General features: G+C 68.6%; 13 protein-coding genes and 1 riboswitch. Of the genes, 9 read left to right on the plus strand and 4 right to left on the minus strand.

Going from position 1 to position 13,044, the window contains the following annotated elements; translation table 11 throughout:
- Window positions 1-140: 140 nt before the first annotated feature.
- Complete coding sequence (locus ABZ656_RS28530; RefSeq protein WP_360271306.1) at window positions 141-776, minus strand: M23 family metallopeptidase; 636 nt, start codon at window positions 774-776, stop codon at window positions 141-143.
- A gap of 270 nt (window positions 777-1,046) precedes the next feature.
- On the opposite strand from ABZ656_RS28530, the gene rpsB reads away from it, so the two are divergent.
- The 5 genes from rpsB to ABZ656_RS28555 all read left to right on the plus strand — a co-directional run bounded on the left by rpsB (window position 1,047) and on the right by ABZ656_RS28555 (window position 5,716).
- Window positions 1,047-1,976, plus strand: a complete 930-nt coding sequence (rpsB, locus tag ABZ656_RS28535; RefSeq protein WP_101400919.1) for a 30S ribosomal protein S2 — start codon at window positions 1,047-1,049, stop codon at window positions 1,974-1,976.
- A gap of 95 nt (window positions 1,977-2,071) precedes the next feature.
- Entirely contained in the window at window positions 2,072-2,908 is an 837-nt protein-coding gene (gene tsf, locus ABZ656_RS28540) for a translation elongation factor Ts (protein WP_101400920.1), read from the plus strand.
- Window positions 2,909-3,087: 179 nt separating this feature from the next.
- The gene (pyrH, locus tag ABZ656_RS28545; protein ID WP_101400921.1) at window positions 3,088-3,858 is read left to right on the plus strand and encodes a UMP kinase; all 771 of its coding nucleotides are present in this window, start codon (window positions 3,088-3,090) and stop codon (window positions 3,856-3,858) included.
- Window positions 3,859-4,028: 170 nt separating this feature from the next.
- The gene (gene frr, locus ABZ656_RS28550; protein WP_054235439.1) at window positions 4,029-4,586 is read left to right on the plus strand and encodes a ribosome recycling factor; all 558 of its coding nucleotides are present in this window, start codon (window positions 4,029-4,031) and stop codon (window positions 4,584-4,586) included.
- A complete protein-coding gene (locus tag ABZ656_RS28555; protein WP_360271309.1) occupies window positions 4,586-5,716 on the plus strand; it encodes a phosphatidate cytidylyltransferase in 1,131 nt (376 codons plus the stop codon). Before frr ends, ABZ656_RS28555 begins: the two co-directional genes overlap by 1 nt.
- Window positions 5,717-5,794: 78 nt before the next feature.
- On the opposite strand, the gene ABZ656_RS28560 is transcribed toward ABZ656_RS28555, so the two are convergent.
- Together ABZ656_RS28560 and ABZ656_RS28565 are read right to left on the minus strand one after the other, a co-directional pair.
- Window positions 5,795-6,160 carry a DUF6479 family protein gene (locus ABZ656_RS28560; protein WP_360271311.1) on the minus strand — a complete coding sequence of 122 codons (366 nt, stop codon included), beginning with the start codon at window positions 6,158-6,160 and terminating at the stop codon, window positions 5,795-5,797.
- Between the two features lie 284 nt (window positions 6,161-6,444).
- Window positions 6,445-6,699 (minus strand): hypothetical protein, encoded by a 255-nt coding sequence (locus tag ABZ656_RS28565; RefSeq protein ID WP_101400923.1) that lies wholly within the window; start codon window positions 6,697-6,699, stop codon window positions 6,445-6,447.
- Window positions 6,700-7,582: 883 nt separating this feature from the next.
- Between ABZ656_RS28565 and ABZ656_RS28570 the strand changes: the two genes are divergently transcribed.
- Complete coding sequence (locus ABZ656_RS28570) at window positions 7,583-7,888, plus strand: hypothetical protein (RefSeq protein WP_360271313.1); 306 nt, start codon at window positions 7,583-7,585, stop codon at window positions 7,886-7,888.
- A 325-nt stretch (window positions 7,889-8,213) separates the two neighbouring features.
- On the opposite strand, the gene ABZ656_RS28575 is transcribed toward ABZ656_RS28570, so the two are convergent.
- Window positions 8,214-8,552, minus strand: a complete 339-nt coding sequence (locus ABZ656_RS28575) for a DUF6233 domain-containing protein (protein ID WP_101400925.1) — start codon at window positions 8,550-8,552, stop codon at window positions 8,214-8,216.
- Between the two features lie 241 nt (window positions 8,553-8,793).
- Between ABZ656_RS28575 and rlmN the strand changes: the two genes are divergently transcribed.
- From rlmN to ABZ656_RS28590, 3 genes are all read left to right on the plus strand, one after another.
- Window positions 8,794-9,900: a 23S rRNA (adenine(2503)-C(2))-methyltransferase RlmN gene (gene rlmN / locus ABZ656_RS28580; RefSeq protein WP_101403781.1), complete on the plus strand. Its 1,107-nt coding sequence runs from the start codon at window positions 8,794-8,796 to the stop codon at window positions 9,898-9,900.
- 89 nt (window positions 9,901-9,989) lie between these two features.
- A riboswitch (TPP riboswitch) is annotated at window positions 9,990-10,109 on the plus strand.
- Between the two features lie 82 nt (window positions 10,110-10,191).
- Window positions 10,192-11,265 carry a thiamine ABC transporter substrate-binding protein gene (locus tag ABZ656_RS28585; RefSeq protein ID WP_360271333.1) on the plus strand — a complete coding sequence of 358 codons (1,074 nt, stop codon included), beginning with the start codon at window positions 10,192-10,194 and terminating at the stop codon, window positions 11,263-11,265.
- 44 nt (window positions 11,266-11,309) lie between these two features.
- Window positions 11,310-12,953, plus strand: coding sequence for an iron ABC transporter permease (locus ABZ656_RS28590; RefSeq protein ID WP_360271315.1), 1,644 nt, complete (start codon window positions 11,310-11,312; stop codon window positions 12,951-12,953).
- The last annotated feature ends 91 nt before the right edge of the window (window positions 12,954-13,044 follow it).

The following is a 13,044-nucleotide window of genomic DNA, read 5'->3' on the forward strand; positions in this document are numbered from 1 at the left end:
GACGCCTCTCCTGGCCCGACCCATGCCGACCGGCGGGCAGCGCTTCGGGCGCCCGTCGCACCTGCCCACGCGGGGCTGACTCTGCGCGAGCCGGGCGCCCGGGCCTGAAGCGTGGCCGCGGGCGGTGGTTTCCTCGACTCTCACGGCAGGAGGGCCAGGGACCCGGACGGCTGCCGCTGCGCGCTCGTCACCGGGAGCAGGCGGGACAGGCCCCTGTGCAGGAGCCAGGGCGGGAGCAGTGCCAGGGGGTTCAAGTAGGTTCTGTCTCTTCGCAGGCCCCAGTGCAGACACGACGTTCCGCAGTGGGCGTCGCCCGGTTCGAGCGTGCCCAGTACCTCGCCCGCGGCCACCTCGTCGCCCTGGTGCACCGTCGCCCGTACGGGGGTGAAGGTCGTGCGCAGGGGCGGAGCGCCCGTGTCCGTCAGTTCGACGGCGACCACTCCACGGCCCGCTACCCGCCCCGCGAAGGAGACGCGGCCCGGCGCGACGGAGCGGACCGGGGTGCCCGGGGGCGCCGCGAGGTCCACCCCGCGATGGCCGCGGGCGTACGGCGTCGCAGGCGGGTCCCAGCCCCGCAGGACCGAGGGGCGCAGGCCCACCGGCCAGAGGCGGGCGAGCCGCGGAACCGTCGTGTCGGGGGCCGGCGGACCGGCGGGTGACGGCGGCGCCGGACCGTTCGCCCCGGCCAGGGCTGAGGGGGTCAGCGCACCCAGCACGGTCACCGTCATTCCCAACAGCAACCCCAGCCACGTGCGCACACATCGTTTCGCTCGCATGCGAGAACGGTCCCGCATCTGACGGATCATGGCCGGGATCTGTGGACCACCGGCCGGTTGTGGACAGTGGCGTCACCCTGCACCTTCCGGGTCCCGTACACTTCTCGTGGCGATCCGGGTCACCGGGTCGACTTCGCACGCCCCGACACCCGGCCATCAAAAGCCGGTGTCAGCGCCCCTCGGTCCCTCGTGGCAAGGCGCATCGCGGGCGTCAGGCGCGAGTGCCGTCCGGCACACGCGGCACAACCGAGAACACCAAGGAGAACGGCCATGGCCGTCGTCACGATGCGGGAGCTGCTGGAAAGCGGCGTCCACTTCGGTCACCAGACCCGTCGCTGGAACCCGAAGATGAAGCGTTTCATCTTCACGGAGCGCAACGGCATCTACATCATCGACCTGCTCCAGTCGCTGTCGTACATCGACCGCGCCTACGAGTTCGTCAAGGAGACCGTCGCCCACGGCGGCACGGTCATGTTCGTCGGCACGAAGAAGCAGGCGCAGGAGGCCATCGCCGAGCAGGCCACCCGCGTCGGCATGCCCTACGTCAACCAGCGCTGGCTGGGCGGCATGCTCACCAACTTCTCCACCGTCTACAAGCGTCTGCAGCGCCTCAAGGAGCTCGAGCAGATCGACTTCGAGGACGTCGCCGCTTCCGGTCTCACCAAGAAGGAGCTTCTCGTGCTCTCGCGCGAGAAGGCCAAGCTGGAGAAGACCCTCGGTGGTATCCGCGAGATGCAGAAGGTGCCCAGCGCCGTCTGGATCGTGGACACCAAGAAGGAGCACATCGCGGTCGGTGAGGCCCGGAAGCTCAACATCCCGGTCGTCGCCATCCTCGACACCAACTGTGACCCCGACGAGGTCGACTACAAGATCCCGGGCAACGACGACGCGATCCGCTCCGTCACCCTGCTCACCCGCGTGATCGCCGACGCCGTCGCCGAGGGCCTCATCTCCCGCTCCGGTGCCGGCAAGGCCGAGGGTGACAAGGCCGCGGGCGAGCCGCTCGCCGCGTGGGAGCGCGACCTGCTCGAGGGCGAGAAGAAGGCCGACGACGCCGAGGTCCAGACCTCCGCCGAGACGGAGAAGGTCGCCGACGCCGAGCAGGCCGAGGCTGTCGCCGAGGTCGAGGCCGTTGTCGAGGCCCCGGCCGCCGAGGCCCCCGTCGCCGAGGCCCCGGCCGCGGACGTCGAGCAGGCCTGACCCCTCACCCCTTCGGGTCACGAACGGCGGGGGCACACCGAGCTCCCGCCGTTCGGCCCGTAGATCTTCAGACTTCGAGAGAGATTCCAGGAATCATGGCGAACTACACCGCCGCCGACGTCAAGAAGCTCCGTGAGCTCACCGGCGCCGGCATGATGGACTGCAAGAAGGCGCTGGACGAGGCCGACGGCAACGTCGACAAGGCCGTCGAAGAGCTGCGCATCAAGGGCCAGAAGGGCGTCGCCAAGCGCGAAGGCCGCTCCGCCGAGAACGGCGCCGTGGTCTCCATCATCGCTGACGACAACACCTCCGGTGTCCTGGTCGAGCTGAAGTGCGAGACGGACTTCGTCGCCAAGGGCGAGAAGTTCCAGACCGTCGCCAACGAGATCGCCCAGCACGTCGTCAAGACCTCCCCGGCCGACCTCGAGGCGCTCCTCGGCTCCGAGATCGAGCCCGGCAAGACGGTTCAGGCGTTCGTCGACGAGGCCAACGCCAACCTGGGCGAGAAGATCGTCCTGGACCGCTTCGCCCAGTTCTCCGGCGCCTACGTGGCCGCGTACATGCACCGCACCATGCCCGACCTGCCCCCGCAGATCGGTGTCCTGGTCGAGCTGGACAAGGCCGACGCCGACCTCGCCAAGGGTGTCGCGCAGCACATCGCCGCCTTCGCGCCGAAGTACCTCTCCAAGGAGGACGTCCCGGCCGAGGTCGTCGAGTCCGAGCGCCGCGTCGCGGAGGAGACCACCCGCGCCGAGGGCAAGCCCGAGGCCGCCCTCCCGAAGATCGTCGAGGGTCGCGTCAACGGCTTCTTCAAGGAGGCCACCCTCCTCGGTCAGCCGTACGCGCTCGACAACAAGAAGTCCGTCCAGAAGGTCCTGGACGAGGCCGGTGTCACCCTGAAGCGCTTCGTGCGTATCAAGGTCGGCATCTGAGTCCGTACCGCGATCGACGCGCGACCCCTATAGGGTCGGCAGCAGTCGTCCACGTACGCCGACACGCGCGCGTGCGTGACGGACGACAGCAGATCTGACGAGGAGGCCATTGCCGCGTATGGGAGACAACACCCCACCGGCAATGGCCTTCTTCGTATGTGCACCATGAGGAGATCTCCATGACCACCACCCAGGCCGACAAGGGCGAGAAGACCGACGACGGCAAAGGCGCGGGCCGCTTTCTGCTGAAGCTTTCCGGCGAGGCGTTCGCCGGCGGCGGCGGACTGGGCGTCGACCCCGACGTGGTGCACAAGATCGCCCGCGAGATCGCGGCCGTCGTGCGCGACGGCGCCCAGATCGCCGTCGTCATCGGCGGCGGCAACTTCTTCCGCGGTGCCGAGCTCCAGCAGCGCGGCATGGACCGGGCCCGCTCCGACTACATGGGGATGCTCGGCACGGTCATGAACTGCCTCGCCCTCCAGGACTTCCTGGAGAAGGAGGGCATCGACAGCCGCGTGCAGACCGCCATCACCATGGGCCAGGTCGCCGAGCCGTACATCCCGCTGCGCGCCGTACGGCACCTGGAGAAGGGCCGTGTGGTCATCTTCGGCGCCGGTATGGGCATGCCGTACTTCTCCACCGACACCACCGCCGCCCAGCGCGCCCTGGAGATCGACGCCGAGGCCCTGCTGATGGGCAAGAACGGCGTGGACGGGGTCTACGACTCCGACCCCAAGACCAACCCCGAGGCCGTCAAGTTCGACTCGCTCGGCTACGGCGAGGTCATCACGCGCGACCTCAAGGTCGCCGACATGACCGCCATCACGCTGTGCCGCGACAACAAGCTGCCGATCCTGGTCTTCGAGCTCCTGGCGGAGGGCAATATCGCGCGGGCCGTCAAGGGTGAGAAGATCGGCACACTCGTGGGTGACCAAAGCGGCCGGGCCTGACCGGGACCGACCTCGGCCGGGGACAAGCCCGGGCCGAGGACGGACCCTGACCGGGGGATGGACAATGTCCTGCCGGTCCGGAACCGTGCAGGAATAAGACGCGACGCAGCCGGCCGCCACCCCGACGAGGAGCAGCTGCCGGGCCTACTCAAGACACGCAGGAGCAAGTGGTGATCGAAGAGACCCTCCTCGAGGCCGAGGAGAAGATGGAGAAGGCCGTCGTGGTCGCCAAGGAGGACTTCGCCGCGATCCGCACCGGCCGTGCGCACCCGGCGATGTTCAACAAGATCGTGGCCGACTACTACGGCGCGCTGACGCCGATCAACCAGCTGGCCTCGTTCTCGGTGCCGGAGCCGCGCATGGCCGTGGTGACCCCGTTCGACAAGAGCGCGATGCGCAACATCGAGCAGGCGATCCGCGACTCCGACCTGGGCGTCAACCCGAGCAACGACGGCAACATCATCCGGGTGGTGTTCCCCGAGTTGACCGAGGAGCGCCGCAAGGACTACATCAAGGTCGCCAAGACCAAGGGCGAGGACGCCAAGGTGTCCATCCGCTCGGTCCGCCGCAAGGCCAAGGACGCCATCGACAAGCTGATCAAGGACGGCGAGGTCGGCGAGGACGAGGGCCGCCGCGCGGAGAAGGAGCTCGACGACACCACCGCGAAGTACGTCGCACAGGTGGACGAGCTCCTGAAGCACAAGGAAGCGGAGCTGCTCGAGGTCTGATGAACGACTCTTCCTGGGGGGCGCCGCCACAAGCCGGGTACTGGGGGCCGTCCGAGCAGGGGCCTGTCCAGGGGGCAGCCCCGGCGGGTCCCGCATACGATGCGCATAACGCGCAGCAGACTCGCCCCATGCCCATCGTGCCCGACGTACCCGCACACGGCGGAGACCAGGATGACGACCGGGGGGCCGCTCGGCTGAGTGGCCCCCTGTTCCGCGACGACACCCCGTCGGCGGGATCCCTCGGGGCCCCGTCGCAGAAGCCGCAGGAGCCCATGCCCAGCCCCGTCCCACAGCCCGCCCCCGCACGGCAGAAGAAGAGTGCGGGACGCGATCTGGGTGCCGCGATAGGGGTCGGCGTCGGGCTCGGTGCGGTGATCGTCGCGTCGTTGTTCGTCGTCAAGGCCGTGTTCGTCGGGGTCATAGCGGTCGCCGTGGTGGTGGGCCTGTGGGAGCTCACGTCACGGCTCGAGGAACGCAAGGGCATCAAGGCGCCGCTCGTCCCGCTGGCGGTGGGCGGTGCGGCGATGGTCGTCTCCGGTTACGTCCGGGGCGCCGAGGGCGCATGGGTGGCGATGGCGCTCACCGCGCTGGCGGTCCTGGTCTGGCGGATGACGGAACCGCCCGAGGGCTATCTCAAGGACGTCACGGCGGGCGTCTTCGCGGCCTTCTACGTGCCGTTCCTGGCGACGTTCGTGGCCATGATGCTGACCGCCGACGACGGTCCGCGCCGCGTCCTGACGTTCCTGCTGCTGACGGTCGTCAGCGACACGGGCGCGTACGCGATCGGCTGGCGCTTCGGCAAGCACAAGCTGGCGCCGCGCATCAGCCCCGGCAAGACCCGTGAGGGCCTGTTCGGAGCGGTCACCTTCGCGATGGTCGGGGGCGCGCTGTGCATGCAGTACCTGATCGAGGACGGCACGTGGTGGCAGGGGCTGATCCTGGGCTTCGCGGTCGCGGCCACCGCCACGCTCGGCGACCTCGGCGAGTCCATGATCAAGCGGGACCTGGGCATCAAGGACATGGGCACCCTGCTACCGGGCCACGGCGGCATCATGGACCGGCTGGACTCGCTGCTGCCGACGGCGCCGGTGGTCTGGCTGCTGCTGGTGCTCTTCGTGGGATCCGGCTGACCTGCGCACATGATCGTGAGGGGCTCGTCGTCCACCGGGCGGCGGGCCCCTTTTCGCAGCGTGGCCGACGGGTCGGCGTCAGTGGTGGCCCAGTCCACCGCTGCCGAACGACCCGCTCCCGCCGTCGTGCCAGCGCTCTCGCTTCTGCGACGGGCTCGTGCGGGTCGACATGTGGGTCAGCTCGTACGGGGTGAGAGCGTGCTGGCCCTTGGCCACCTTGGGTATCTCGGCGGTCTCCCGGATCTCCCGCATCTCGCGGACCGGGCCGCCCTGCGGCATGTGCGGTTGTTCCTCGGCGCGCGGCAGACGCGGTGCGCGGGTCCGCATACGGCAGCTCAGCCAGAAGCTGCCGGCCAGGAGCGTGATGAGTGCCACGGCGATCAGGAACAGCGCGAGGCTGATCAGACCGCTGGGCTCCGCCAAATACATCGATGCAGTGCTCATATCAGGCAAATACCCGCAAATTACCCATCGAACCGGCCACTCCGACCGCACCCCGACCGCACCGAACGCCGACGGGGCCGTCGACGATCACCCCGGAAACTCGGGTCGCGGGTCACCCAATCGATCCGCGACACCGATATGGCCATGCCTAAGCCCGGAGAACTGGTATCCCCTCCGGTGCGCAAGCTCGCTACCAGCGGTTTTTCCTACCGTAGGGAGTCATGCTCCGCTCTTGGGCCGTCATGGGGCCGTCGTGCGTCGGCCGCATCGAACTTCCAAGGGGCTCAGCGGCGGCCTCGCCGGTCCTCGTAGTTGACGAAGTAGCCCACAACAACGAGCACGCCGAAAATCCCCAGGCCGAAGGTGCCGAGGATCGTCCAGATCCCCTTGCCGTCCAACGCGGAGCGCACCCCACCGGCGAGCCCGCCGACGGCCATGCAGAAGCCGAAGACGAGCATCTGCGAACTTCGGGGCCTCAGCCAGTGCCGCAGGTCCGGGCGGCGGCGACCGCGCGTGGGCGGGCCTGCGGAGTGCGTCATTGGTACCTCACCTTTCCCGGTTCCCCCGGGGCGTCCACATGGGTGTCGCCCGGCCCCTTGGGCGTGTAGGAGAAGTCGATCCCCGTCGCGACCACGGCGACCGGCGCGCCGAAATCTTCTCCCCGAACTTGCCGATCGAGTCGATGAACGTGCGGCGATGGTGTTTCCCGGTTACGTCACTCAGGAGCGCGCCCTTGGCGAACCTTGGTGAGTTGCCACAGGCCCCAGGAGCAGGTCGAGTCCGCTTCCGCCGCCCGGCCGATGATCGCATCGTCCCACCGCTGCAGTCGGCGGCAGACGACTGGGCAGCCCGACGCCCCGCAGGAGCGCACCTGACGTGGAGAAGTTCTGACGATCAGGTCCGCGCCACCGGGCGACGTTCCGCCGGGATCCATGGGCACGCTGTCCAGTCAGTCACCTTCAAGGACGCGACGCTCAGCGGCGGCAGGATCACCTTCAAATCCCGCCGTCCCGACAGTGAAGTACCAGGTCAGGGGCCTGATCCGCTTAGCGGATCGAGCCCCTGAACGGTTCCCGACGTCTTGGCGGCATGGGACTGAGGCGCCGGTGAGCGGCCTGGTCGACGGCACCCCCGCCGCGGGTGAAGAGCTCCGAGAGAAGGCGGCGGCTGTCAGAATGCCGCGGACTTCCCGCCGAAGCGCAATCCCAAAGGGCGCCGTCAGCGTACTGAGATAGAGAGCCTCAACCTGGGGGTACGCCCGGGTCGGCTGGTTCCCGTGCAGCGGGGATCTTGGCTGCAAGACGTGATCCTCGTATGTACGAGGCGATGCTGCGACCGCGCCGCTCCTCCCTCGCGGCTGTGGCTATCCGTCTCGTCCCGCTGAGAGTTCCGCGAGACGATGGAAGGAAAGGTGTATCCATCATGCGAGCACAACGCGCGAGGCGTCTCGCCGCGGTGTCCGCGGCCGGCATTCTGATGGCCGGCGGCGCTGCGATCGGAGCAGCAGGCACGGCCACAGCGGCAGCCCCTGCCGTGCAGACTCATGTGACCACCAACTCGTGCGGCGACCGCGGTGACTGGGGCGGAGGCTGCTTCGATCACCGCTTCGACCACAACGGGTTCCGCTTCGATCACCGCTTCGACCACAACGGGTTCCGCTTCGATCACCGCTTCGACGACCACGGGTTCTTCTTCAACCGCGGAGGCGTCCTGATCTTCGTGCTTTAGTACTCCCTTCGAGTCCCCGGCCAGGCCATCTCATGCCAATGACCTGATGCGCACGAACGCGGCCGAGGTCGGGTCGGGTTCTTGCCCTGACCTGGTTGGGGCGAAGAGGTCGTGGTCTCAATCGGGGTCTCAATCGCCGCAGATTCCAGGTCGGTCCGTCGACATCCGTCGAGGTCCGGCAGGTCTTCTGACCAGGCATGCGAGCCTCGATGCGAACGTCAGCGGACGCCCCCGGACCGAGATCGGACGACTCGTGATGCGTAGATCATGGGGGACGCCGTTCGCGAGTGCCGGCGGTTAGTCGCGTGCGGGACAGATGACTGGATCAGTCGAGGATCCCGAGCTCGCTGTCCGGTCGGCAGTGGGAGCAGGCGTCGACTCCTCCGGTGATGGCTCGCAGGGCCTGGTCGCGTGGGATGCCCCGCACGCGTCCGCCGGCCATGTGGCAGCCGCCGACGTGCACCGCTACGGGGGACTTGCCGCTGCCTATGCCCACTTCGAGCAGCCAGTCAGGAATCGGCGGCAGTACCTGCTGGCCGTGTCGACGCTCGGCCTCCCGCTGTTCGATGTCGGCAATGTGTCGCTGTACCCGCGTAAGAGAGAGGATCAGCCACGTTTCCAACGTACGGAGCCTCGGTAGGTCGGGCGGCAGATCATCGTTCACGTGTTCGATTCTAGGGCTGCGCTCTCTCGCGAGCACCTCGCAGCCTGAGGGCCCCTTCTTCCGGGTGAGCGCGCGAGACGGAGACGGGGCGCCCACCCGCGCGGACGTGTTCCATAAGGTCGCCGGGCCGTCCCCGGGCCGTTCGAGGAAAGCCCAGGACGACCAGGGACGACGCACGACGACCACCCTGCACGGCTCGCGGCCCAGGTCACGCAATTCGATCTGCGACACTGGTATGGCCATGCCTAAGCCCGGAGAACTCACATTCGTCGCCCCCCGCGGAGCCAAGAAGCCGCCGCGGCACCTCGCCGACCTCACGCCAGCCGAGCGCAAAGAGGCGGTTGCCGCGATCGGTGAGAAGCCGTTTCGCGCCAAGCAGCTCTCGCAGCACTACTTCGCGCGGTTCGCGCACGACCCCGTGGAGTGGACGGACATCCCGGCCGCCGCGCGCGGCAAGCTTCAGGAGGCGCTGCTTCCCGAGCTGATGACGGTCGTGCGGCATCTGTCGACCGACCAGGACACCACCCGCAAGACCCTGTGGCGCCTGTTCGACGGCACGCTCGTAGAGTCCGTGCTGATGCGCTACCCGGACCGGGTGACCATGTGCATCAGCTCGCAGGCGGGCTGCGGGATGAACTGCCCGTTCTGCGCCACCGGACAGGCCGGGCTGGACCGGAATCTGTCCACGGGCGAGATCGTGCACCAGATCGTGGACGGGATGCGGGCCCTCCGGGACGGCGAGATCCCGGGCGGTCCGGCGCGGCTGAGCAACATCGTCTTCATGGGCATGGGCGAGCCGCTCGCCAACTACAAGCGGGTCGTGGGCGCCATCCGCGCGCTCACCGACCCCGAGCCGGACGGGCTCGGGCTCTCGCAGCGCGGGATCACCGTGTCGACGGTCGGGCTGGTGCCCGCCATCCACCGGTTCTCCGACGAGGGCTTCAAGTGCCGTCTCGCCATCTCGCTGCACGCCCCTGACGACGAGCTGCGCGACACCCTCGTCCCCGTCAACACGCGGTGGAAGGTGCGCGAGGTGCTCGACGCAGGCTGGGAGTACGCGGCCAAGTCCGGGCGCCGGCTGTCCATCGAGTACGCCCTCATCCGGGACATCAACGACCAGGCATGGCGTGGTGACAGGCTCGGGCGGCTGCTCAAGGGCAAGCCCGTGCACGTCAACCTCATCCCGCTGAACCCGACGCCGGGTTCGAAGTGGACCGCCTCGCGGCCCGAGGACGAGAAGGCGTTCGTCGAGGCGATCGCGGCTCACGGGGTGCCGGTGACCGTCCGGGACACCCGTGGCCAGGAGATCGACGGGGCATGCGGACAGCTGGCCGCGACCGAGCGATAGTCTGATCGGCGGCAGTGCCCGGCGGCGCCTTTTCTGCCAGCTGGTGCCGGCCACTGTCAGTCAGTGCAATTCCATATTCCGACATCTTCATATTCCGACAGGGGAGCGCCACAGCGCTGAGAGTGCGGTAGCCGGAGCAACCGGTGGGCCGCAGACCCTCTGAACCTTGCCCAGGTCATTCTGGGTAGGAAGTTCGGGCATCACTCAAGCTGTTGCGCCCTGCCCGGGAACCTTCCGAGGATCCCGGGCAGGGCCGCGTCTCTTCCTGGTCATCCCAGGAGGAATTCAGTGATCACCAAGAGGACGACCACGGCCATCGCCATCGGGCTGGGCCTCGTCACGCTGTCCGCGTGCGGGTCCTCCGACAGCGGCGGCGCCGGGGACTCCAAGACCGTCACGCTCGTCAGCCACGATTCGTGGGCCGTGTCGAAGAGCGTGCTGCAGGACTTCGAGAAGCAGTCCGGGTACAAGGTCAGGGTCCTCAAGGACGGCGACGCCGGGCAGGCCGTCAACAAGGCCATCCTCACCAAGGACAACCCGCAGGGCGACGTCTTCTTCGGCGTCGACAACACACTGCTGTCCCGTGCGCTCGACAACGGGCTGTTCCAGTCGTACGAGGCCAAGGGCTCCGACCAGATCGTCCAGCAGTACCGGATCGACCAGGACAAGCACCGGGTCACGCCCATCGACTCCGGTGACATCTGCGTCAACTACGACAAGGCCTACTTCAGCAAGCACAAGCTGGCCCCGCCCGCCTCGTTCGACGACCTGATCAAGCCCGCGTACAAGAACCTCCTCGTCACCGAGAACGCGTCCACGTCCTCGCCCGGCCTCGGCTTCCTGCTCGGGACCGCCGCGAAGTACGGGGACGACGGGTGGCAGGACTACTGGAAGAAGCTCAGGGCCAACGGCGTGAAGGTGGTCGACGGCTGGGAGCAGGCCTACAACGACGAATTCTCCGGGTCCGCGGGCGGCAAGAAGGCCAAGGCCGACCGGCCCCTGGTCGTCTCGTACGCCTCCTCCCCGCCCGCCGAGGTGATCTACGCGGACCCGAAGCCGAAGACCGCGCCGACCGGGGTCGCGAGCGGCACCTGCTTCCGCCAGATCGAGTACGCGGGGCTGCTGAGCAACGCGAAGAACACGAAGGGCGGCAAGGCGCTTCTCGACTTCCTCATCGGCGTCAAGTTCCAGGACGACATGCCGCTGAACATGTTCGTGTACCCGGTCCGCGAGACCGCCCAGGTGCCCGAGGAGTTCGTGAAGTTCGGCCCGCAGGCCAAGGACCCCGAGACCCTGGCGCCCGCCAAGATCGCCGACAACCGTGACCAGTGGGTCAAGTCGTGGACCTCGCTCGTACTGAAGTAGCGCCTCGAAGGAGCCGCAAGGAGAGCGCGACGCGGATCGGGCTGATGGCCCTGCCCGTCGCGTTCTTCGCCGTCTTCTTCGCCTACCCCGTCGCCGCGATCGTCGCCCGCGGCCTCAAGACCGACGGGGTCTGGCGGTTCGGACGGATCGGTGAGGTGCTCGCTCAGTCCGACATCCGGCACGTCCTGTGGTTCACCACCTGGCAGGCGCTCGCCTCCACGGCGCTCACGCTGCTGATCGCGCTCCCCGGCGCGTATGTCTTCGCGCGCTTCGACTTCAGGGGCAAGCAGGTGCTGCGAGCGGTGGTGACGGTCCCGTTCGTGCTGCCGACGGTCGTGGTAGGTACGGCGTTCCTGGCCCTGGTGGGCCGGGGCGGACTCCTCGACCAGCTGTGGGGCGTACGGCTGGACACCACCGTCTGGGCGATTCTGCTCGCGCACGTCTTCTTCAACTACGCGGTGGTCGTACGGACCGTCGGCGGGCTCTGGTCGCAGCTCGACCCGCGTCAGGAGGAGGCCGCGCGGATGCTGGGTGCCTCCCGGTTCGCGGCCTGGCGCAAGGTGACGCTGCCGGCGCTGAGCCCGGCCGTGGCCGCCGCAGCGCTGATGGTCTTCCTCTTCACCTTCACCTCGTTCGGTGTGGTGCAGATCCTCGGCGGGCCGACCTTCTCCACCCTGGAGGTCGAGATCTACCGGCAGACCTCGGAGATCTTCGACCTCGCGACCGCGGCGGTGCTGACGATCGTCCAGTTCGTGGCGGTCGGCGCGATCCTCGCCGTGCACGCCTGGACCGTACGCCGCCGGGAGACCGCCCTGCGCCTGGTGGCTCCGGAGGTGACCGTGCGCCGACCCCGCGGGGCCGGTCAGTGGGCGCTGCTGGGCGGGGTCCTGGCGAGCATCCTCGTTCTCCTCGTCCTGCCGCTCGGGGTACTGGTCCAGCGGTCCCTGGACGCACCCGGCGGCTACGGATTCGCGTACTACAAGGCGTTGACCTCGGCCGACAGCGGCATCTTCCTGGTGGCGCCGATCGCGGCGATCGGCAACTCGCTGGAGTACGCGCTCGCCGCCACCGCCGTCGCCGTCGTGATCGGCGGCCTGGCGGCCGCCGCGCTCACCCTCCCCCAGTCTCGGCTTCGCTCGACCGGGAGGACCCCCATGACCGGGCGTCTCGTACGGGGTTTCGACGCGCTGCTGATGCTGCCGCTCGGCGTGTCCGCCGTGACCGTGGGGTTCGGCTTCCTGATCGCGCTCGACGAACCGCCGCTGGATCTGCGTTCCTCCTGGATCCTGGTGCCGCTCGCGCAGGCGCTGGTGGGCGTCCCCTTCGTCGTACGCACCATGCTGCCGGTGCTGCGGGCGGTGGACGGACGGCTCCGGGAGGCCGCCGCCGTCCTCGGAGCGTCGCCCTGGCGGGTGTGGCGAGAGGTCGACCTGCCGATGGTGCGGCGGGCGCTGCTGATCGCGGCCGGGTTCGCCTTCGCCGTGTCGCTGGGCGAGTTCGGGGCGACGGTCTTCATCGCGCGGCCCGACAACCCGACCCTGCCGGTTGCCGTGGCCCGGCTGCTCGGGCGTGCGGGTGACCTCAACTACGGCCAGGCGATGGCCCTTTCAACGATCTTGATGGTGGTGTGCGCGGTGGCCCTGTTGCTGTTGGAGCGCATCCGCACCGACCGGACGGGGGAGTTCTGATGGCGCGACTCGCGAAGCAAGCGACAGAGGCGACAGAGGCGACAGAGGCGGCGGAGGCGGCGGAGGCGGCGGAGGCGACAGAGCTGGCGCG

The sequence above is a fragment of the Streptomyces sp. NPDC007095 genome, assembly GCF_040634475.1.
Lineage (GTDB): Bacteria > Actinomycetota > Actinomycetes > Streptomycetales > Streptomycetaceae > Streptomyces.

Excerpts from the sequence above, each read along its gene's own strand:
- ABZ656_RS28530 (WP_360271306.1), bottom strand. The coding sequence starts at position 776 with ATGCGAGCGAAACGATGTGTGCGCACGTGGCTGGGGTTGCTGTTGGGA.
- ABZ656_RS28560 (WP_360271311.1), bottom strand. The coding sequence starts at position 6,160 with ATGAGCACTGCATCGATGTATTTGGCGGAGCCCAGCGGTCTGATCAGC.
- tsf (WP_101400920.1), top strand. The coding sequence starts at position 2,072 with ATGGCGAACTACACCGCCGCCGACGTCAAGAAGCTCCGTGAGCTCACC.
- pyrH (WP_101400921.1), top strand. The coding sequence starts at position 3,088 with ATGACCACCACCCAGGCCGACAAGGGCGAGAAGACCGACGACGGCAAA.
- ABZ656_RS28570 (WP_360271313.1), top strand. The coding sequence starts at position 7,583 with ATGCGAGCACAACGCGCGAGGCGTCTCGCCGCGGTGTCCGCGGCCGGC.
- ABZ656_RS28565 (WP_101400923.1), bottom strand. The coding sequence starts at position 6,699 with ATGACGCACTCCGCAGGCCCGCCCACGCGCGGTCGCCGCCGCCCGGAC.
- ABZ656_RS28590 (WP_360271315.1), top strand. The coding sequence starts at position 11,310 with ATGGCCCTGCCCGTCGCGTTCTTCGCCGTCTTCTTCGCCTACCCCGTC.
- rpsB (WP_101400919.1), top strand. The coding sequence starts at position 1,047 with ATGGCCGTCGTCACGATGCGGGAGCTGCTGGAAAGCGGCGTCCACTTC.
- rlmN (WP_101403781.1), top strand. The coding sequence starts at position 8,794 with ATGCCTAAGCCCGGAGAACTCACATTCGTCGCCCCCCGCGGAGCCAAG.
- ABZ656_RS28555 (WP_360271309.1), top strand. The coding sequence starts at position 4,586 with ATGAACGACTCTTCCTGGGGGGCGCCGCCACAAGCCGGGTACTGGGGG.